The following is a 17,535-nucleotide window of genomic DNA, read 5'->3' on the forward strand; positions in this document are numbered from 1 at the left end:
GGTCCCGATTAGGCCGCCAGCCGCTCCGGCGTCCAGACCTTGGTGAACCGCGCCAGCAGATGCTCCGCCGCCGACGGGGCGTCCTCGATCGTTTCCAGGGTGACGAACAGATGTCCCGCCGGTCGCGACCCGCGCGCCGGCAGTCCCAGGTCACGCAGCCGCAGTCGCACCGGCGCCGTCAGTCCGGCGGCAACCCAGGCGCTGCGCGGCCCGGCGTGGGTCTCGATCTCGACCCGGCCGCCGTCGCTCATCACCCGCCGCCCCACGGGCCGCGTCACATGGATGTCGTCGCCCAGCACCGTCATGCCGTCCGCCACCCGGATCAGCACCGGCAACAGCAGGTCCGACCCGTCGTCCGCCGCGCCTCTCAGCCTCAGATGATCGCCCGTCCGCACGCCGCGCGGCGCCTTGACCCTCAGACGACGCCGCCCCACGCGCACCTCGACGCTGGCCCCGCCCAGCGCCTGCAAAGGCGTCAGCCCGACCGCCGGCAGCGGGGTCGGTCGCATGACCGACGCCTTCGGCGCTTCCAGGGCCGGATGCGCCGGTGCGTGAATCTCGATCAGCCGGCCCGCGGCGATGACACGTCGGAATCGCTCGGCGTCGCCGCCCGGCATGTCGGGTCGCGCCGCCTTCACCGCCTTGCGGAAGGCGGCCTTGAACGTCGTCTCGTCGACCGGCCCGCCCAGGCCCAGCAGCCGATAGGCGTCGGTCAGCGTCAGACGGTCATCGGCCGGGGCCTCGTGGGGCGCGTCGCTCATGACGGCAGTTAGGATTGATCATGGTCAAGGCGAGGTTAACCGCGTCGATCTACGTCCCGGATTCACCCGACGCCGGTTCCCGCGCCTCGGCGCCGCCTGTAGGATGCCTGTCATGACCGCTCCCGTGATCCCGCCCAGCCCCAGCCGCGAGGACTACGCCCGCGACTACGCCGCCGCCCTGGCCGCCAACGGCGACGAGACCCTGATCCAGCGTGTTGAACCGATCGGCCCGTTCATCGACTGGCTGGAGGACGCCAAACGGCACGAACCGAACGACGCCAACGCCATGTCCCTGGCCACGGTCGACGCCGACGGCCTTCCCGACTGCCGCATGGTCCTGCTGAAGGACGTGGATGCGCGCGGCTTCACCTTCTATTCCAACGCCGAAAGCGCCAAGGGCCTGCAGCTGACCGCCCACCCCCACGCCGCCCTGCTGTTTCATTGGAAGACCCTGCGCCGACAGGTCCGCGTGCGCGGCGCCGTCGAACCGGTGACGCCAGAAGAAGCCGACGCCTATTTCGCCGGCCGCGCCCGTGAAAGCCGTATCGGCGCCTGGGCCTCGGAACAGTCCCGCCCCCTTCCCGACCGCGCGACGCTCGAGGCCGCCGTCGCCCGCGAATCCGCCCGCTTCGCCGATCAGGACCCGCCCCGCCCGGAACGCTGGACCGGCTGGCGCGTCGTGCCGGACGTCATCGAATTCTGGCGCGACCGGCCGTTCCGCCTGCACGACCGGGTCGTCTTCCGCCGCGACGGCGACGGCTGGGCCGCCTCTCGCCTCTGGCCCTGAATCCTTGACCCCTGAAGGCCGTCAGCCGGCGTAGCGCGCCAGGAAGGTCCTGACCGCGTCGTCCGCGATCTGACGCTCGGTCCGGGCGGCGTGAACCTCGTCCCCGGTGACCAGGGGCATGAAGAACACCGGGTGCTCGATCATCCCCATCAACTGCCCGGCCGCCCAGGACGGCTTGTCGACCCTCAGCTCCCCGCCGATCGTCAACTCCGTCAACAGCCGCACCAGCGGGCCGCCGAAATCGGTCCGGCCCCGCTCGAAGAAGGCCATCGCCACGTCGCGAAACCTCGGCCGCTCGGCCATCACCAGCCGGAACACGGATCGCACGAACGGATCGCCCATGAAGCCCGCATAGGCCTCGGCGAAGGCCGTCAGCCGCGTCTCGGCCGAACCTTCCGACGCCCCGACCCGGCACATTCGCTCGGCGAAGTCATCGGACGCGTCCGCGATCACCGCGTCGAACAGCTCGTCCTTGGAATGGAAATAGCCGTAGAGAGTCGCGGTCGAGACGCCCGCCGCCCTGGCGATCGGCTCCATCCGGGTCGCGGCGTAACCTCCGCTCATGAAGGCCTGCCGGGCGTTCTCCACGATCGCATCTCGGCGCGGGTCGCGGGCGGGGTCTGCTTCAGGATCGGCTGCGGCGTTCAGGTGCGTGTTCATGGTCAGGACGTCTCTGACCCGACAGTGGGCCAAGCCCGCCTTCCCCGCAAGCGAAGGCTGAATCGACCGTCAGCGCCGCAACCAGGGCTCCAGCGACGGATGGGCCAGCACCGGCGCCGCCAGCCGCACCACCGCCTGCGGATCCTCCAGCCGCACCGCCGCTGTGGCGTCGGCCACGATGAAGTCGGCATGGGTCTTGGACGGCTCGGTCAGCCGCTCATGCCCCGGCCGCACGGTCAGCAGATACTGATGGATCACCGATTCCGCCGTGCGCCCACGCTCGCTCTGGTCCCGCAGCAGCCGGCGGATGAAGCGGATGTCCGCCGGGGTGTCGACGAACACCCGGATGTCGAACAGGGCCGTCAGCGACGGCGTGCACAGCACATGGGTGCCCTCCAGGATCACCACCGGCGCCGCCCGCACCGGCTCGCCGCCCGGCTCGCGCCCGTGATGGATGAAGGAATAGATCGGCGCCACGATGTCGCGACCGGATTTCAGGGCCGTCAGATCCGCTTCCAGCAGCACGTGGTCACGCGCCGCCACATCGTCGAAATCGTGGGTGTCGGCGTCGAAGTCCGGCAGGCTGGCCGCATCCCGATAATAGGAATCCTCGCGCAGCAGCACGGCCGAACCCGGGGCCAGCCCCTCGACCAGGGCTTCCGCCAGGGTGCTTTTGCCGGAGCCTGAGCCTCCCGAAATGGCGATCAGAATGGTCATCGTTCTCCCCCCGCCGCACGGCCGTCGCCCGCCTGATAATCGACGGGCCGCCTTACGTCCAAATGACACATGAAACATGACGCCGCGTCACGTTGCTTATCGCCGTTCACCTAGATAGCGTGCCGTTCAAGCGCCGCGACCAGCCGGCGCACGATCCGAGGAAATGTGATGTTTGGACAGATGCAGGACTGGCCGCTGACGGTCGACAAGATCCTGGACCACGCGAAGAACTGGCACGGCAAGCGCGAAGTCGTGACGCGATCGGTCGAGGGACCCGTCGTCCGCACCACCTACGCCGACATCCACGAACGGGCCCGCAAGGTCTCCAGCGCGCTGCTCGGATGGGGCGTGAAGCCCGGCGACCGTATCGCCACCCTGGCCTGGAACACCGCCCGCCACATCGAGGCCTGGTACGGCGTCATGGGCATCGGCGCGGTGTGCCACACCCTGAACCCCCGCCTTTTCCCGGAACAGCTGATCTACATCATCAACCACGCCGAAGACCGGATCATCTTCGTCGACCTGACCTTCATCCCCCTGCTCGAGGCCATCCTGCCCCACTGCCCGTCGGTCGAGCGGGTCGTCGTCATGACCGACGAATGGACCATGCCGGCGACCAAGCTGCCGCGCGCCGAATGCTATGAGGCCGTGCTGAACGAGGCCGGATCGGACGTGACCTGGGGCCAGTTCGACGAGAACACCGCCTGCGGCCTCTGCTACACCTCGGGCACGACCGGAAACCCCAAGGGCGTCCTCTATTCGCACCGGTCGAACTTCATCCACACCCTGCTGGGGCTCCAGACCACGGTGCTCGGCCCGACCCCCAGCGAGGTGGTCCTGCCCGTCGTGCCGATGTTCCACGCCAACGCCTGGGGCATCGCCTTCGCCGGCCCGGCCTCGGGCTGCAAGCTCGTCATGCCGGGCGCGAAGATGGACGGCGCCTCCATCTATGAACTGCTGGAGAGCGAAGGCGTCACCTTCTCGGCCGCCGTCCCGACCGTCTGGCAGGGCCTGCTGGGCCACATGCGCGAGAACAACCTCAAGCTCTCCACCGTCAAGCGCGTGCTGATCGGCGGCTCGGCCGTGCCGGAAAGCCTGATCCGCGCCTTCCACGACGACTACGGCGTCGAGGTGCTGCAGGGCTGGGGCATGACCGAGACCTCGCCCATCGGCACCCTGTCGAACATGACGCCCGAGCTGGCCGCCCTGCCGTTCGAGGAACAGCTGAAGTGGCGCACCAAACAGGGTACGCCGCCCCTGGGCGTTGAGCTCAAGATCAAGAACATCGCCGGTCAGGACCTGCCGCATGACGGCCACACCTACGGACGGCTGATGGTCAAGGGCCCGACCATTTCCGGCGGCTACTTCCGCTCCGACGAAAAGATCCTGGATCACGAAGGCTTCTTCGACACCGGCGACGTCTCGACCATCGACGAGCACGGCTTCATGCAGATCACCGACCGCGCCAAGGACGTGATCAAGTCGGGCGGCGAATGGATCTCCTCGATCGAGATCGAGAACATCGCCGTCGGCCATCCCAAGGTCGAACTGGCCGCCGTCATCGGCGCCGCCCACCCCAAGTGGGACGAACGTCCCGTCCTGGTCGTCAAGCTCAAGCCCGGCGAAACCCAGGACAAGCAGGAGCACCTCGACTTCCTGGTCGGCAAGATCGCCAAATGGTGGATGCCGGACGACGTCGTCTTCGTCGACGAAATCCCCCTCGGCGCCACCGGCAAGGTCGACAAGAAGCTGATCCGCGAGCGCATGAAGGACTACCGCCTGCCTACGGCGGGCTGAGCTTTTAGCTCCGCGAGGCGTGGGCCCTGGGTCACGCCTCGCCGCCATTCGGCCATCCTCACGACAGGGTTACCCGTCATTCACACTCGCCCGGCTAAAGCGGGACGTGGGGAGAACCATGCCATGAAGTCCATTTCGCGCATCGCCGCCGTCGCCGTCCTGCTGAGCGGCTCGCTGATGCTCCAGGGATGTCTGGTCGGCGCCGTGGTCGGCACCACCGCCGCCGTCGTCGGCACGGGGGTCAAGGCCACGGGGGCCGTGGTCGGCGCCGGCGTCGACGCCGTCACCACCTCCGACGAGGAAACCAGGGCCAAGCGCGAGCGCGAACAGCGCGAATGGGAACGCGAACAGCGCCGCTGCGAACAACGCCAGCGCCAGGGCAAACGCTGCTGATCTGATCCCGGCTCGAGGTTCCCGGCGGTCATGCTAACCTCTCCGCATGACCCCCATCGTCCTGATCCCCGGCCTGGTCTGCACGGCTGAACTGTTCGCGCCCCAGGTCGCTGCCCTCTGGCCGCGCGGGCCCGTCACCGTCGCCTCCACCCTCGGCGCCGACAGCATCCACGGCCTGGCCGCCGACATTCTGGCGAACGCCCCGCCGCGCTTCGCCCTCGGCGGCCTGTCGATGGGCGGCTACATCGCGCTCGAGATCATGCGTCAGGCGCCCGAGCGAGTGACCCGCCTCGCCCTGATGGACACCACGGCGCGACCCGACACGCCCGAACAGACCGCGATGCGAAACGGCCTGATCGACCAGGCCCTGAACGGCGCCTACGGCAAGGTGCTGGCCCAGACCATGCCCAATCTGGTCCATCCCTCGCGCCGCGCGGACCGCCCCCTGGTCGACCAGCTGATCCGCATGGGCCATGACCTCGGCGCGCAAGTCTTCGCCCGCCAGCAGACCGCCATCATGGGCCGGATCGACAGCCGTCCGCACCTCGCCGCCATCTCTGTGCCGACCCTGTGTCTGGTGGGGGACAAAGACGCCCTCACCCCGCCCGACCGCGCCGAGGAAATGGCCGCCGCCATTCCAGGCGCCCGCCTCGCCGTCATCCCCGACGCCGGCCACGTCTCGACCCTGGAGCAGCCCGAGACGCTCAATGCGGCGTTGCTGGAATGGCTGAACGCCTGACTGTTCATCCGGCGCCGAGCATCGCTCTTGACTCAATTCGATGATTAGCTAATCATCGATTCATGAGCCAGGTTTTCAAGGCCCTTTCGGATCCGACACGCCGCCGCGTGCTGCACCTGCTGCGCGCCGGACCGCTGAGCGCCGGTGACATCGCCGACCAGTTCGACGTGTCCAAACCCACCATGTCGGCCCACTTCGCCGTCCTGAGGGAAGCGGACCTGGTTCATACGGAAAAGGTGGGGAAATCCGTCATCTATCACCTGAAGCTGTCAGTCCTCGAAGACGCGCTGCTGGGCTTCGTCCATTCCTTCGGCCTCGACGCACAGGCGTCTGGCCCTCGAGAGGAGACCGCCAAATGAACGCCGACATCATCAAGAGCCTGGCCTGGGGCGGCGGCATCGTCGTCCTGGCGCTGCTGGCCACCTTCGCCCGCGGCCAGGGCCTCATCGACAGCGAGATGGTCAACCGCATCGTCATGGGCGCCATCGGCCTGATGGTCGTCTGGTTCGGCAATCGCATGCCCAAGACCTTCGCGCCCAGCGCCCGGGCCCGGGACGCCCAGCGCGTCGGCGGCTGGTCCATGGTTCTCAGCGGCCTGATCTACGCCGGACTGTGGGCCTTCGCGCCCCACGAGGTGGCGGTGATCGGCGGCAGCGCGGCCGTCCTGATCGGCATCGCCGTCACCGTCGGCTACTGCCTCATGCTGCGGGGCCGGGCGGCCGCCTGAGCCCCCTACCGCACCCCGATGTATTTGTGCGTCTGGACGCTCAATCGCCACTGCGGATGGGTCAGGCAATACTCGATCGCCGCCGCCGTGTTCGCCGCCTGGTCCGGCCCGTCCATGGGCTGCAGCCAGAAGCGTTCGAAGTCCAGATGTGCAAACCGCTCGGGCCGGGCCGTCGCCTGGGGATAGACCAGCTTCAGCTCCTGCCCCGAGGTCTGCACCACCGGCGCCTCGGCTTTCGGGCTGACGCAGATCCAGTCGATCCCCTCCGGCGCCGCGATCGTGCCGTTGGTCTCCACCGCGATCTCGAAGCCCCGGCCATGCAGGGCCGCGATCAGCGACGGATCCAGTTGCAGCAGCGGCTCTCCGCCCGTCACAACCGTCAGCTTCGGATCGCCTGCCCGTCCGCGCCACAGGCCGTCGACGTGCTCCGCCAGCGCCTCCGCCGACCCAAACTTGCCGCCGCCGTCCCCGTCCGTGCCGACGAAATCGGTGTCGCAGAACGCACAGACCGCCGCCGCCCGGTCCCGCTCCAGCCCGTTCCACAGATTGCAGCCCGCGAAGCGCAGGAAGACCGCCGGCCGCCCGGCCTGACCGCCCTCCCCCTGCACGGTCAGGAAGGCCTCCTTGACCGCATAGGTCACGACCGCGCCCCGCGCCGATCCGCCAGTCCGCGCCACCAGGTCTCGAACCCCGCCGCCCGCAGCTCGCAGGCCGGGCAGGTCCCGCAGCCATAACCCCAGTCGCGCCGCCGCGTGCGATCGCCGCGGTAGCAGGTGTGGCTGTCCTCGACGATCACCTGCACCAGATCGTCCCCGCCCAGCTGATGCGCCAGGGCCCAGGTCTCGGCCTTGGTCAGGGACATCAGCGGCGTCTCGATCGGCACGGGCTTGTCCAGCCCCAGGCTCAGCGCCTGCTGCATGGCGTCGATCGTGTCGCGCCGACAGTCGGGATAGCCCGAGAAATCGGTCTCGCACATGCCGCCGACCAGCACCTCCAGCCCCCGCCGATCGGCCAGGGCCGCCGCATAGGTCAGGAACACCAGATTGCGCCCCGGCACGAAGGTCGTCGGCAGGCCGCGCGCATCCATTTCGATGGCGCGATCGGCCGTCAGGGCGCTCTCGGCGATCCGGCCGAACCCGGTCAGATCGACCACATGATCCGGCCCCAGCCGCTCGGCCAGGTCAGGCAGAGCCCCTTTCATGGCCTCGCGCACCGCCAGCCGCGCCTGCATCTCGACGGCATGCCGCTGGCCATAGTCGAAACCGACGGTCTCCACCTTTTCGTACCGGTCCAGCGCCCAGGCCAGGCAGGTGGCGCTGTCCTGCCCTCCCGAGAACAGCACCAGGGCGGAGGAATGAGGGGCCGAGGAAGGGGCGGCCAGCGGGGCATGGGCCGAAACGTGGGGGGTGAAGGGGATTTCGCTCATGACAAACCTGCGGTCGGCCGAAGGCCGCGCGCATTCCGGAAACGCCTGGAGATGGCGGATGAAGGCCCGATCCTACACCGCCGCCTGCCGCCCGGCAAATCCGCCGCCGCCGGACAGCGCGCGCGACCGATTGCCGAAAACGGGGGATTTTTAACGGTTCCGCAAACCTCGCTTTCTATCTTGGACGTGTGGTGTGGGGGTACGGCCAGGATGCCGATGGTTGAAGCGTACGCAGACAAGGTGACACCGGTCACCCGGGAAACCCCGGTGGCGGAGCTGCTCGCGCGGCTGGAATCGGCGCCGGATCTGCACCTCATTCCCGTGCTGGACGGCCAGCGGCTGGTCGGCCTCATCGAGCGCGGCGCGCTTCTGATGCGCCTGGCCGTGACGCCGGCGGCGCCGCTCACCGCTGAACAGCTGATGGATCCCGAGCCCGTGGTCGTCGAGGCCGACGCCGCGATCGAACCCCTGTGCGACATCCTGCTCCAGGGCGGGGACGCCGCCGTGACGCGCGGCTTTGTCGTGACCCGTCGCGGGCGCTATGTGGGTGTCGGAACGGCCTCCAGCCTGCTGCGCGCTCTCCGCGCCGAAGCTTCCGCCGCGCCGACCCAGGCCGCCGATGCGTCCGAGACCGCCGGTCTCGCCCGACAGATTCATCAGGCCTTCCGCGCCCCGGTCCAGGGCCTGACCGCCGCCGTCGAACTCCTGGAGCGCCAGGTCGAGGCCGGAGAGGTGCTGGAGCAGATCCGCGCGATCGGGGACCAGGCCCGCGAACTCGGCGACGTGGTCGGCGACGTGGCCGAGCTCTCCGCCCCCGCTACGCCTTCCGCATCCACCGCTGTCCCCACCCCGCTGCGGGGCCTGATGGACGACGTCGAGGCGCGCTGGACCGCGCGCACCGCCGGCGACGGGGTGACGCTGCTGGTGGGCTATGAGGGCGACACCGAACTGTCGGCCGATCTCGACGCCGCGCGTCTGCATCGCCTTTTCGACAATCTGATCGGATCGGCGGCGCGCTACGCCCGCGAGGGCATGGTCGAGGTCCGGCTCAAGGCCCAGGCCATGGGCCAGGAAGTCCATGTCTCGGCCCAGGTGCGCGACGACGCCGTCCGCTCCGATCCGGGCGCTTCCGATCTGTTCGGCGACGACCTCGCCGGTGCGGTTTCCCGCCGGCTGGCGGATCGCCTCGGCGGACGGCTTCGCGCCGAGAACAACGCCGGTCGCGGCTCGACCGTCACCTTCGAACTGGAGGCGCCGCTCAGCATCCCGGTCGAGGCTCCGGCCAGCAACGTCGAAAGCCTGGTCGATCTCGAGCTCGGCGCCGCCCCGCACGTCCTCATCGTCGATGACAACGCCACCAACCGCGTCGTCGCCCAGGCCCTGGTCGAAATGTTCGGCTGCAGCTGCGAAACCGCCGAGGACGGCGTCGAGGCCCTGGAGGCCGTCCGGGCGCGCCCCTTCGATCTGGTCCTCATGGACATCAAGATGCCGCGCATGGACGGCGTCCAGGCCACCCGCGCCATTCGCGCCCTCGACGGCCCGGAACGGTTCACGCCGATCATCGCCCTGACCGCCAACGCCGATCCGGCCGACGCCGCCGCCTATATGGCCAGCGGCATGGCCGCCGTGGTGGAAAAGCCGATCAAGCCCGAGCGGCTGCGCATGGCCATGAACGCCGCCCTCGCCGCCGAACCCGAAGCCGACCCGGTCGAGACCTCAGGACGCCGCAGCGCCTGACGTTCCCCCGTCCGCGGCCTCCTCCTCCGCGACGTCGTCTTCCTCGTCATAGCCGACCAGCCGCAGCGCCCGCGCCGGCTGGTCGTTCAGTTCGCACCACCGCAACAGGCCCTCTTCGCGGCCGTGGGTGATCCACGCCTCCCGGGGCCTCAGTTCCGTGAACGTGGCCGTCAGCTCGGGCCAGTCGGCGTGGTCCGAAATCACCAGCGGCAACTCGACCCCGCGCTGCCGCGCCCGCGCGCGCACCCCCATCCAGCCCGAGGCGAAGGCCGTCACCGGGTCGGCGAACCGACGCGACCAGCGATCCTGCGTCGCCGACGGCGGCGCCAGCACGATCTCCCCGGCCGCCCCGTCCGCCGCCGCCGTCGCCGGCCTCAGCGGCCCCAGATCGACGCCATGGGCCGCATACAGGGCGTTCAGCCGCTCCAGCGCCCCATGAACATAGATCGGCCGGTCCCATCCGGCCTCGCGCAGCAACCGGATCACTCGCTGCGCCTTGCCAAGGGCGTAGGCGCCGACCAAATGGGCCCGCTCCGGAAACCGGCCGACGGACGCGATCAGGCGGCTGATCTCCTCCCCGTCCGGCGGATGGGTGAACACCGGCAGACCGAAGGTCGCCTCGGAAATGAAGACGTCGCACGGCGTCGTCTCGAACGGCGCGCAGGTCGGATCGCGCCGACGCTTGTAATCGCCGGACACCACGATCCTCAGCCCCCGCCATGCGATCAGCGCCTGGGCCGATCCCAGCACATGGCCGGCCGGAACCAGGGTGACCGCAACCCCGCCGATCTCCGCCGCCTGCCCATAGGGCGCCGCCTGGCGCGTCCGACAGAAGTCCTGCCCGTACCGCTCCCCCATGATCGCCAGGGTCTCGGGCGTCGCCAGCACCGCATCGTGGCCCGACCGTGCATGGTCCGCATGGCCGTGGGTGATGACCGCCCGCGCCACCGGCCGGGTCGGATCGACGAAGAAGTCGCCCGGCGGGCAGTACAGCCCCTTCGGCGTCGGATGCAGCAGGTCCTCGAAACGAATCGTCGCCTCCCCTTCGTCGCTCTTGCACACGCCTGACGGCAGGATAAGGACGGTCGAATGAGCGATATGTTCCTGAACCAGATGCTGCCGCAACTGGCGACCGGCGTGCCCCACATGGCGGCGCTGGGCCTGGCCTTCGACGGCGTGCAGGACGGCCGGGTGCGGCTGCGGGCGCCCTGGCGCGAGGATCTGGTCGGCGATCCCGACACCGGGGTGCTCGCCGGGGGCCTGGTCTCCACCATGCTCGACCACGTCGGCGGCCTCGCCACCTGGGTCGCGCTCGGCCGGTTCGAGACCATCGCCACCCTCGACCTGCGGGTCGACTACATGCGCGCCGCCCGCCCCCACGCCGCCCTGATCGCCGAGGCGGAGTGCTATCGCCTGACCCGCAACGTCGCCTTCGTCCGGGGCTGGGCCTTCGAGGACACGGCCGACGACCCGGTCGCGGCGTCCCAGGCGGCCTATGTCCTCACCGCCGACGCCTCGTCGCGCTTCGGCGCCAATCTCCGCTCGCGTCGCGGAGACGCCGCATGACCGACGCCCTCTTGTCCCGCATCCCCTACGCCCGCTTCCTCGGTCTGGAGATCGAACGCAGCGGCGACGACCTGACCGTGGTCATGCCCTTCGCCGAACGCCTGATCGGCAACCCGATGCTCCCGGCCCTGCACGGCGGTTCAACCGCCGCCCTGCTGGAGCTCACCGCCACGGCCCAGGCGGCCATCGCCTTTCCGGCCCTGCGTCAACCCCGCCCGATCAACGTCACCGTCTCCTATCTGCGCTCGGGCCGGCCCGAGGCGGTGCGGTGCCGCGCCCGCATCCTTCGCGCGGGCCGTCGCGTCGCCCATGTCACCGCCGAGGCCTGGCAGGGCGACCCGGATCAGCCGATCGCCGCCCTGGTCGCCAACTTCCTGCTCGACGATCCCGATTGACGCCGGTTGCACGCCGCCCCCGCCCGTGGCTCACTTCGCGCGACGGAGGGAGGGCGGACGATGACGCGCATCACCGGACATGACGTGGCCGCCGGCCTGGCCCGCGCCCGGGCGGCCCTCGACGCCGCGACCGCCAAATCGGCCGCCGCCTGTCCCGACGCCGGCCGTGCTCCGACCGCGGCTCCGCCCCTGCTCCTGGCGCTGGAACAGGCCCGCGAGGGCCTCGACGCCGCAGGGGCCGCCCTCTCCGTCCTGGCGGATAAAATGGGCATGGAGCCGCTGGCCGTCGGCCCTCTCGACAAGCCCGAGGACAGCCCCCCGATCGGCGGCGGCCCCCGCCCTTCGCGCGCGCGGTAAGGCTTCGGCGAAATCTTTCGCGCGGCTTAACAAATCCCTACCGAACAGCGTTAACCTGTGTTAACGAATTGGCTGTTTCAGTTCTTTTGGAGGGATGTCTGAACATGGACCGCATCGAGACCATCAACCAGGTCGCCGCCGAGCTTCACGCCTCTGAACAGGCGATCGACGCCGCCATCGTCCAGGCCACCACCTTGGTCCAGGCCTTCGTCGGCGCCCGCGCCAAGCTGTCGCTGTCGCCGGTGGCCGCCGCCGGCTCCCAGACCAAGGCCATGGAAGCCGTCGCCGCCCTCGGCGCCGCGCGTGAAGCCATGATCGCCTGCCACGCCGAAATGGCCAAGGACCACCGTCGCCTCGGCTTCGGCGTCTACAACGTCGGCCCGCTGGACAAGCCCGACGACGCCGAATACGGCCCGCCGAAGAAGCCTACGGTCGAGGCGGCTGCGGCCAAACACCTCAAGGTCGTATAATTACACCGATTTCATCCCGGCCGGACTTCGGTTCGGCCGGGACCTGTACCATACTGCCCTCCCGTCGAACGACGCGGGGGGCGTTTTTATGTTTGACACATGGACCTCTCAGGTCGGCGCCGTCCTTGTGGTGGCTGTCTGCCTGTTCGCCTTCCTGAAGGGGGGCGAGACCGAACGCATCGGCACCGGGGCCTATATCCTCGGCTGGTTCGCCTCCCTGCTGCTCCAGAACGGCGGCGCCCTGTATCAGGCCCAGTACGGCGTCATGGCCATGGACATCCTGATGCTGGCGGTCCTGATCTTCCTGACCTGGCGCTCGCGCACCGCCTGGCCCGCCTGGGCCGCCGCCTGCCAGCTTCTGGTGGTGGCCAGCCACATCGTCTCCATGACCGACCTCCGACCGCAGTTGGGCAGCTACATCGCCGTCATCAACCTCGCCGGCCTCGGCGTCCTCGTCGCCATCGGCGTCGGCACCTTCTGGGCCTGGCAGGAACGCCGCGCCGCTGGCCTGGAATAGGTGGATATTCCTATTCACCCACGGTAAGCTGACCCGACTCAGCCCCCGGTCGCACCCTTGCCCCTGTCCCACGCCAAGATCTGGAAGGCCGTCGACAATCTGGCGCGGCGCGAGGGTCTGACGCCGTCGGGGCTGGCGCGCCGGGCGGGGCTGGATGCGACCAGCTTCAATCCGTCGAAACGCCATGGCCCCGGAGATCCGCCGCGCCCGCGCTGGCCCTCGACCGAGAGCCTGACCCGCATTCTGGAGGTCACCGGCGTGTCCCTGGGCCAGTTCGCCGCCCTGGCCGAGGACGATGCGCCCGCCGCCCTGCCCCTGCTCGGCCTGGCCCAGGCCGGGTTCGACGGCTTCTTCGACGATGCGGGCCTGCCGACCGGCGACGGCTGGGAACAGACCGAGCTGCCCCGGGCGGGCGATACGCTGTTCAGCCTGCGCATTTCGGGCGACTCCATGGTTCCCCTCTATCGCGAGGGCGACCGCGTGATCGTCGATCAGGCGGCCGGCGAGGTCCGGCGCGGCGACCGGGTCGTGGTCCGCACCCTGGCGGGCGAGACCCTGGCCAAGGAAATCCTGTCCCTGACGGCCCGGACCGTGACCCTGGGCTCGATCAACCCCGCCTATCCGCCCCGCGTCCTGAACCGTCGCGACCTGCACTGGATGGCCCGCATCCTCTGGGTTAGCCAATGAAAAGGGCCGCCCCTTCCGGAGCGGCCCCATTCACACACTGGCGCGCGGTGCGCCGGGCTTAGTTCACGCCGACGTAGCGGGCGCTGACCCAGCCGCCGCCGGCGATCTGGACCCATTCGCCCTGCGAGCCGATGGCGCTGAAGGGCTGGCCGGCGTCCAGACGCGACACCACGCGATAGTTGGTGCCCGGGCCCGAACGGACGTTCAGGTTCGACAGGGCGCGATAGTCGCCGCCCGCCTGCACGCTGGCCGCGCGAGCCCGCTGCTGGTTACAGCCGATGTAGGAACCGGCCGCCGCGCCGGCGCCGGCGCCGACGATGGTGCCGGCCGTGCGCTCGTTGCGGGCCAGGTTCGAACCCACGACGCCGCCCAGCACGGCGCCGATCAGGGCGCCGGCGCGCTGGCGACCGCCGGGGGCGTCGCAGTTGGTGATGCCGTTAGCCTGGGCCGAGGCGCTCATCGGCGCGGCGGTGACCAGGGCCGCCAGGGCGGCGGCGGCGGCGAACGAGGTGGTGATCATCTTCTTCGACATGGCTCTCTCCTGTCATCGAGGTTGGTCGATGGCTGAAAGAATGCCCGACGCGCCGTATGGCTCCGCTGAACGCGTCGTTGTTTTCGGTTCATGTTTGCGGGGTGCGCAGAGCCTCTCGACCTGAGCCCCGCGGCCCTGACTGAAAGGGCGTCACCCCGCCAGTTCGCCCCGCGCGCCCTTCTCGATCAGTTCGATCGTCTGCGGCAGGCCGTAGATGGCCGCGAACGAGCCGAACCGCGGCCCCTGGCTGTCGCCCAGCAGCACCTCGTACAGCGCCGCGAACCACGCCCGCAGCGGCTGGAACTCATGATCCTTGCCCACCGCATAGACCGCGTTCTGGATCACCTCGCCGTCCGTGGTGTCCGCCGGCAGGGCCTTCAGCCGGGCCGCCAGGTCCAGGAACGCCGTCGATTCCTGCTCTGTCGGCGCGCGATAGGTCTTCGTCGGCTTCACGAAGTCCTCGTAATAGTTCAGCGCATGGCCCATCAGCCGGTCCAGCGTCGGCTCGCTCTCGGGCGTGGCGTCCGGCAGATACTTCGCCACATAGGCCCACAACTGGGCCTTGTCCGAGGCGTTGGCCACCCCCACCAGGTTCAGCAGCAGGGCGAACGACACCGGGCTGGCGACCTTGGGTGGATCGCCCGCATGGATCGACCACACGGCGTTGTCGATCCGCTTGGCCGGTTCCTGGCCCTGGAACTGGTCGATGAAGCTCAGATAGTCGTCGATCGCGCGCGGAATGACGTTGAAGTGCAGGCTCTTGGCCGACTTCGGCGACTGGTACATGTACCAGCTCAGGCTCTCGGGCGTGCCGTAGCGCAGCCACTCGTCCATCGTCAGGCCATTGCCCTTGGACTTGGAGATCTTCTTGCCCTCGATGTCGAGGAACAGCTCGAAGTTGAAGCCCTCGGGCGCCACCCCGCCCAGGGCGCGACAGATCTTGCCGCTCTCGCGCACGCTCTCGATCAGGTCCTTGCCCGACATCTCGTAGTCGACGTCCAGCGCCGTCCAGCGCATGGCCCAGTCCGGCTTCCACTGCAGCTTCACATGCCCGCCCGTGACCGGCAGCTCGGTGCGCCCGCCCGCCGGGTCGTCGAACACGATCGTGCCCTTCTCGACGTTCCGCTCCAGCGTCGGCACCTGCAAAACGTGACCTGTCCGGGGACTGATCGGCAGGAAGGGCGAATAGGTCGCGCGCCGCTCCTCGCCCAGGGTCGGCAGCATGATCGCCTGGATCGCGTCGAACCGCTCCAGCAGGGTCAGCAAGGTCTGGTCGAACCGGCCCGACCTGTAGGTCTCGGTCGACGACATGAACTCATAGTCGAACCCGAAACTGTCCAGGAACGCCCTCAGCCGCGCATTGTTGTGCGCGCCGAAGCTGTCGTGCGTCCCGAACGGATCGCGCACCCGGGTCAGCGGCAGATGCAGGTCCTCGCGCAGCATCTCCGGGTTCGGCAGACCGTCCGGAACCTTCCGCAGCCCGTCCATATCGTCCGAGAACGCGATCAGCCGAGTGCGCCAGTGATCCCCGGTCAGGGCGCGAAAGGCGTTGCGCACCATGGTCGTGCGCGCCACCTCGCCGAACGTGCCCATGTGCGGCAGGCCCGATGGCCCATAGCCCGTCTCCAGCACCACCGGCTTCTGCAGCGCCTCGAACGTCGCCAGGGCCTCGTCGGCCTTGCCCGCGTCGATCAGCAGCTTCGCCGCATCCCGCTCCGCGTCGCTCAGCCGCTTCTTCAGAACATGGGCCAACAGGTTGCGGGCTTGTTCAAACGGCCAGGACTTGGCCTCGCGGGACAGGGATTCAAGGTTCTGCAGCATCCGGGCGGTTTGGCGTGTTGCAGCGCAACGGTCAACGTCCGCCGATCCCTATGACGCTCAACCGGCCAGAACCACCCTGCCGTCGTCCCACCCTTTTCCAACCGGGAGAGGGTCGCGACCGCCTTCCTTCTCCCAACCGGGAGATGGTCGCATAAAACATTCCTTCTCCCTGTTGGGAGAAGGTGCCCGCAGGGGCGGATGAGGGGACGATTTCGAAATCGGCGACAGCCGCGCACGGACCGTGACACGGCTCTCGCCGACTGCAACGATTGTCCCCTCACCCTTGAGCGCCAGAACGACGGCTGCGCCGCCGTGCGCTCAATCCCTCTCCCGACCGGGAGAGGGAGGAGTCTGGCAGAGGGCGGTCATCCATCACACTTCGACACCCCCTCCCGCTGTAATGCCTCAGCTTTCCCCGAAACTTGCGGCCCGCTTCCGGCCGCAGGTGAGACCTGCCCCATAATACCCCCACTCCGTCGCACGGGAGGGCCGTCGGCCGGCGACCTGCGGGCGGTGGAGGCGAGACAGCGGGGGCGGGGTCTGTTCACACGGGCCTCGCCGCCTCGACCGCGGAGGGGAACCTTTTCGGAGCCGAGGCTGGGTCGGAGTTGAAATCCCGACCGTTCCGGGGATCGGCCGCGCCGGCCGACCCGCCCGCCGGGGGGCTATTCGACGCCGGCGCCAATCAGCGCCCCCCGTCGCTCCTCCCGTCCAGGCCTCGCGCGGAGCGACCAGACTTCGTCGAAAACGGTACTTCTACCCTACAGACCGGGCGAGGCCCGGCGCTCCGCCCCTCCCCACCCTTCAGGCCCCCGCCGTGAAGCCGAAGACTCTTACCCAAATTCCGTCACCCTCGGGCCTGTCCCGAGGGCTTATCGAAAGCGCGGCAGGAACGGCGCCCATGGCGCACCAACGCCTGACCCACCTTAAGGCGGCCTTCAGCACAGCCCCAGCAACGCAAAACGGGCCGGGGATCGCTCCCCGGCCCGTCCTGTCTTCGCGAAAGCGGCGAAGGCCAGACTTACTTGATCTGGACCTTGGCGCCGGCTTCCGTCAGCTTCTTGGCGATCTCGTCGGCGGTCTGCTTCGAGACGTTCTCGACGACGTTCTGCGGAGCGCCTTCGACCAGGTCCTTGGCTTCCTTCAGACCCAGGTCCGAACGCACGCCACGGACTTCCTTGATGACGTTGATCTTCTTGTCGCCGCCGTCGACCAGGACGACGGTGAACTCGGTCTGCTCTTCAGCAGCTTCAGCAGCGCCGCCGGCGGCGCCGCCGCCGGCCGGCATGGCCATGGCGACAGGAGCGGCGGCGGAGACGCCCCACTTCTCTTCGAGCAGCTTCGACAGTTCAGCGGCTTCGAGAACGGTCAGAGCGGACAGGTCTTCAACGATTTTGGACAGGTCGGCCATTTGTCAGTTTCCCTTCGGAGGATTGGTAGGTTTAG

22 protein-coding genes are annotated in these 17,535 nt (G+C 69.0%); 13 read left to right on the plus strand and 9 right to left on the minus strand.

Going from position 1 to position 17,535, the window contains the following annotated elements; genetic code table 11:
* Window positions 1-8 precede the first annotated feature (8 nt).
* Complete coding sequence (locus tag ACO2Q1_RS07685; RefSeq protein WP_423328909.1) at window positions 9-761, minus strand: DnaJ C-terminal domain-containing protein; 753 nt, start codon at window positions 759-761, stop codon at window positions 9-11.
* A 112-nt stretch (window positions 762-873) separates the two neighbouring features.
* Here ACO2Q1_RS07685 and pdxH point away from each other — a divergent pair, with 112 nt between their 5' ends.
* Window positions 874-1,548: a pyridoxamine 5'-phosphate oxidase gene (gene pdxH, locus ACO2Q1_RS07690; protein WP_423328910.1), complete on the plus strand. Its 675-nt coding sequence runs from the start codon at window positions 874-876 to the stop codon at window positions 1,546-1,548.
* Between the two features lie 21 nt (window positions 1,549-1,569).
* Here pdxH and ACO2Q1_RS07695 read toward each other — a convergent pair whose 3' ends face one another.
* The gene (locus ACO2Q1_RS07695) at window positions 1,570-2,208 is read right to left on the minus strand and encodes a TetR/AcrR family transcriptional regulator C-terminal domain-containing protein (protein WP_423328911.1); all 639 of its coding nucleotides are present in this window, start codon (window positions 2,206-2,208) and stop codon (window positions 1,570-1,572) included.
* Between the two features lie 69 nt (window positions 2,209-2,277).
* On the minus strand, window positions 2,278-2,925 hold the full coding sequence (gene udk, locus ACO2Q1_RS07700) for a uridine kinase (protein WP_423328912.1): 648 nt from the start codon (window positions 2,923-2,925) through the stop codon (window positions 2,278-2,280).
* Between the two features lie 168 nt (window positions 2,926-3,093).
* On the opposite strand from udk, the gene ACO2Q1_RS07705 reads away from it, so the two are divergent.
* The 5 genes from ACO2Q1_RS07705 to ACO2Q1_RS07725 all read left to right on the plus strand — a co-directional run bounded on the left by ACO2Q1_RS07705 (window position 3,094) and on the right by ACO2Q1_RS07725 (window position 6,581).
* Complete coding sequence (locus ACO2Q1_RS07705; protein WP_423328913.1) at window positions 3,094-4,722, plus strand: long-chain-fatty-acid--CoA ligase; 1,629 nt, start codon at window positions 3,094-3,096, stop codon at window positions 4,720-4,722.
* A 123-nt stretch (window positions 4,723-4,845) separates the two neighbouring features.
* On the plus strand, window positions 4,846-5,115 hold the full coding sequence (locus ACO2Q1_RS07710) for a hypothetical protein (protein ID WP_423328914.1): 270 nt from the start codon (window positions 4,846-4,848) through the stop codon (window positions 5,113-5,115).
* A gap of 46 nt (window positions 5,116-5,161) precedes the next feature.
* Window positions 5,162-5,854 carry an alpha/beta fold hydrolase gene (locus tag ACO2Q1_RS07715; RefSeq protein WP_423328915.1) on the plus strand — a complete coding sequence of 231 codons (693 nt, stop codon included), beginning with the start codon at window positions 5,162-5,164 and terminating at the stop codon, window positions 5,852-5,854.
* A gap of 62 nt (window positions 5,855-5,916) precedes the next feature.
* Window positions 5,917-6,213 (plus strand): autorepressor SdpR family transcription factor, encoded by a 297-nt coding sequence (locus tag ACO2Q1_RS07720; protein ID WP_423328916.1) that lies wholly within the window; start codon window positions 5,917-5,919, stop codon window positions 6,211-6,213.
* Window positions 6,210-6,581, plus strand: a complete 372-nt coding sequence (locus ACO2Q1_RS07725) for an ammonium transporter (RefSeq protein WP_423328917.1) — start codon at window positions 6,210-6,212, stop codon at window positions 6,579-6,581. The genes ACO2Q1_RS07720 and ACO2Q1_RS07725 overlap by 4 nt, the downstream gene beginning before the upstream one ends.
* Before the next feature lie 5 nt (window positions 6,582-6,586).
* Here the strand turns inward: ACO2Q1_RS07725 and queE are convergent, their stop codons facing one another.
* Both queE and queC read right to left on the minus strand, forming a co-directional pair.
* Window positions 6,587-7,222 carry a 7-carboxy-7-deazaguanine synthase gene (gene queE / locus ACO2Q1_RS07730; protein WP_423328918.1) on the minus strand — a complete coding sequence of 212 codons (636 nt, stop codon included), beginning with the start codon at window positions 7,220-7,222 and terminating at the stop codon, window positions 6,587-6,589.
* Window positions 7,219-8,007 (minus strand): 7-cyano-7-deazaguanine synthase QueC, encoded by a 789-nt coding sequence (gene queC, locus ACO2Q1_RS07735; RefSeq protein WP_423328919.1) that lies wholly within the window; start codon window positions 8,005-8,007, stop codon window positions 7,219-7,221. Before queC ends, queE begins: the two co-directional genes overlap by 4 nt.
* A 216-nt stretch (window positions 8,008-8,223) precedes the next feature.
* Here queC and ACO2Q1_RS07740 point away from each other — a divergent pair, with 216 nt between their 5' ends.
* Window positions 8,224-9,744 carry a response regulator gene (locus ACO2Q1_RS07740; protein WP_423328920.1) on the plus strand — a complete coding sequence of 507 codons (1,521 nt, stop codon included), beginning with the start codon at window positions 8,224-8,226 and terminating at the stop codon, window positions 9,742-9,744.
* On the opposite strand, the gene ACO2Q1_RS07745 is transcribed toward ACO2Q1_RS07740, so the two are convergent.
* The gene (locus tag ACO2Q1_RS07745) at window positions 9,724-10,806 is read right to left on the minus strand and encodes a ligase-associated DNA damage response exonuclease (RefSeq protein WP_423328921.1); all 1,083 of its coding nucleotides are present in this window, start codon (window positions 10,804-10,806) and stop codon (window positions 9,724-9,726) included. The two genes, ACO2Q1_RS07740 and ACO2Q1_RS07745, sit on opposite strands and share 21 nt — an antisense overlap.
* A gap of 27 nt (window positions 10,807-10,833) precedes the next feature.
* Here ACO2Q1_RS07745 and ACO2Q1_RS07750 point away from each other — a divergent pair, with 27 nt between their 5' ends.
* The 6 genes from ACO2Q1_RS07750 to ACO2Q1_RS07775 all read left to right on the plus strand — a co-directional run bounded on the left by ACO2Q1_RS07750 (window position 10,834) and on the right by ACO2Q1_RS07775 (window position 13,736).
* On the plus strand, window positions 10,834-11,310 hold the full coding sequence (locus tag ACO2Q1_RS07750) for a PaaI family thioesterase (protein ID WP_423328922.1): 477 nt from the start codon (window positions 10,834-10,836) through the stop codon (window positions 11,308-11,310).
* Window positions 11,307-11,705, plus strand: coding sequence for a PaaI family thioesterase (locus ACO2Q1_RS07755; RefSeq protein ID WP_423328923.1), 399 nt, complete (start codon window positions 11,307-11,309; stop codon window positions 11,703-11,705). Before ACO2Q1_RS07750 ends, ACO2Q1_RS07755 begins: the two co-directional genes overlap by 4 nt.
* 60 nt (window positions 11,706-11,765) lie before the next feature.
* Window positions 11,766-12,062 (plus strand): hypothetical protein, encoded by a 297-nt coding sequence (locus ACO2Q1_RS07760; protein WP_423328924.1) that lies wholly within the window; start codon window positions 11,766-11,768, stop codon window positions 12,060-12,062.
* Between the two features lie 104 nt (window positions 12,063-12,166).
* The gene (locus ACO2Q1_RS07765) at window positions 12,167-12,532 is read left to right on the plus strand and encodes a hypothetical protein (protein ID WP_423328925.1); all 366 of its coding nucleotides are present in this window, start codon (window positions 12,167-12,169) and stop codon (window positions 12,530-12,532) included.
* Between the two features lie 88 nt (window positions 12,533-12,620).
* Complete coding sequence (locus tag ACO2Q1_RS07770; RefSeq protein ID WP_423328927.1) at window positions 12,621-13,049, plus strand: hypothetical protein; 429 nt, start codon at window positions 12,621-12,623, stop codon at window positions 13,047-13,049.
* A gap of 57 nt (window positions 13,050-13,106) precedes the next feature.
* Window positions 13,107-13,736: a S24 family peptidase gene (locus ACO2Q1_RS07775; protein WP_423328928.1), complete on the plus strand. Its 630-nt coding sequence runs from the start codon at window positions 13,107-13,109 to the stop codon at window positions 13,734-13,736.
* Window positions 13,737-13,794: 58 nt separating this feature from the next.
* On the opposite strand, the gene ACO2Q1_RS07780 is transcribed toward ACO2Q1_RS07775, so the two are convergent.
* From ACO2Q1_RS07780 to rplL, 3 genes are all read right to left on the minus strand, one after another.
* The gene (locus tag ACO2Q1_RS07780) at window positions 13,795-14,268 is read right to left on the minus strand and encodes an SH3 domain-containing protein (RefSeq protein WP_423328929.1); all 474 of its coding nucleotides are present in this window, start codon (window positions 14,266-14,268) and stop codon (window positions 13,795-13,797) included.
* Between the two features lie 150 nt (window positions 14,269-14,418).
* Window positions 14,419-16,089: a lysine--tRNA ligase gene (locus ACO2Q1_RS07785; RefSeq protein ID WP_423328930.1), complete on the minus strand. Its 1,671-nt coding sequence runs from the start codon at window positions 16,087-16,089 to the stop codon at window positions 14,419-14,421.
* Between the two features lie 1,021 nt (window positions 16,090-17,110).
* Window positions 17,111-17,500: a 50S ribosomal protein L7/L12 gene (gene rplL / locus ACO2Q1_RS07790; protein ID WP_423328931.1), complete on the minus strand. Its 390-nt coding sequence runs from the start codon at window positions 17,498-17,500 to the stop codon at window positions 17,111-17,113.
* Window positions 17,501-17,535: the final 35 nt, after the last annotated feature.

The organism is Brevundimonas sp. VNH65 (genome assembly GCF_049445955.1).
Classification (GTDB): domain Bacteria; phylum Pseudomonadota; class Alphaproteobacteria; order Caulobacterales; family Caulobacteraceae; genus Brevundimonas.

What these genes read in the sequence shown, in the direction of transcription:
- ACO2Q1_RS07685 (WP_423328909.1), bottom strand. Translation starts at nt 761, where the DNA reads ATGAGCGACGCGCCCCACGAGGCCCCGGCCGATGACCGTCTGACGCTG.
- pdxH (WP_423328910.1), top strand. Translation starts at nt 874, where the DNA reads ATGACCGCTCCCGTGATCCCGCCCAGCCCCAGCCGCGAGGACTACGCC.
- ACO2Q1_RS07695 (WP_423328911.1), bottom strand. Translation starts at nt 2,208, where the DNA reads ATGAACACGCACCTGAACGCCGCAGCCGATCCTGAAGCAGACCCCGCC.
- udk (WP_423328912.1), bottom strand. Translation starts at nt 2,925, where the DNA reads ATGACCATTCTGATCGCCATTTCGGGAGGCTCAGGCTCCGGCAAAAGC.
- ACO2Q1_RS07705 (WP_423328913.1), top strand. Translation starts at nt 3,094, where the DNA reads ATGTTTGGACAGATGCAGGACTGGCCGCTGACGGTCGACAAGATCCTG.
- ACO2Q1_RS07710 (WP_423328914.1), top strand. Translation starts at nt 4,846, where the DNA reads ATGAAGTCCATTTCGCGCATCGCCGCCGTCGCCGTCCTGCTGAGCGGC.
- ACO2Q1_RS07715 (WP_423328915.1), top strand. Translation starts at nt 5,162, where the DNA reads ATGACCCCCATCGTCCTGATCCCCGGCCTGGTCTGCACGGCTGAACTG.
- ACO2Q1_RS07720 (WP_423328916.1), top strand. Translation starts at nt 5,917, where the DNA reads ATGAGCCAGGTTTTCAAGGCCCTTTCGGATCCGACACGCCGCCGCGTG.
- ACO2Q1_RS07725 (WP_423328917.1), top strand. Translation starts at nt 6,210, where the DNA reads ATGAACGCCGACATCATCAAGAGCCTGGCCTGGGGCGGCGGCATCGTC.
- queC (WP_423328919.1), bottom strand. Translation starts at nt 8,007, where the DNA reads ATGAGCGAAATCCCCTTCACCCCCCACGTTTCGGCCCATGCCCCGCTG.
- ACO2Q1_RS07740 (WP_423328920.1), top strand. Translation starts at nt 8,224, where the DNA reads ATGGTTGAAGCGTACGCAGACAAGGTGACACCGGTCACCCGGGAAACC.
- ACO2Q1_RS07750 (WP_423328922.1), top strand. Translation starts at nt 10,834, where the DNA reads ATGAGCGATATGTTCCTGAACCAGATGCTGCCGCAACTGGCGACCGGC.
- ACO2Q1_RS07755 (WP_423328923.1), top strand. Translation starts at nt 11,307, where the DNA reads ATGACCGACGCCCTCTTGTCCCGCATCCCCTACGCCCGCTTCCTCGGT.
- ACO2Q1_RS07760 (WP_423328924.1), top strand. Translation starts at nt 11,766, where the DNA reads ATGACGCGCATCACCGGACATGACGTGGCCGCCGGCCTGGCCCGCGCC.
- ACO2Q1_RS07765 (WP_423328925.1), top strand. Translation starts at nt 12,167, where the DNA reads ATGGACCGCATCGAGACCATCAACCAGGTCGCCGCCGAGCTTCACGCC.
- ACO2Q1_RS07770 (WP_423328927.1), top strand. Translation starts at nt 12,621, where the DNA reads ATGTTTGACACATGGACCTCTCAGGTCGGCGCCGTCCTTGTGGTGGCT.
- ACO2Q1_RS07780 (WP_423328929.1), bottom strand. Translation starts at nt 14,268, where the DNA reads ATGTCGAAGAAGATGATCACCACCTCGTTCGCCGCCGCCGCCGCCCTG.
- ACO2Q1_RS07785 (WP_423328930.1), bottom strand. Translation starts at nt 16,089, where the DNA reads ATGCTGCAGAACCTTGAATCCCTGTCCCGCGAGGCCAAGTCCTGGCCG.
- rplL (WP_423328931.1), bottom strand. Translation starts at nt 17,500, where the DNA reads ATGGCCGACCTGTCCAAAATCGTTGAAGACCTGTCCGCTCTGACCGTT.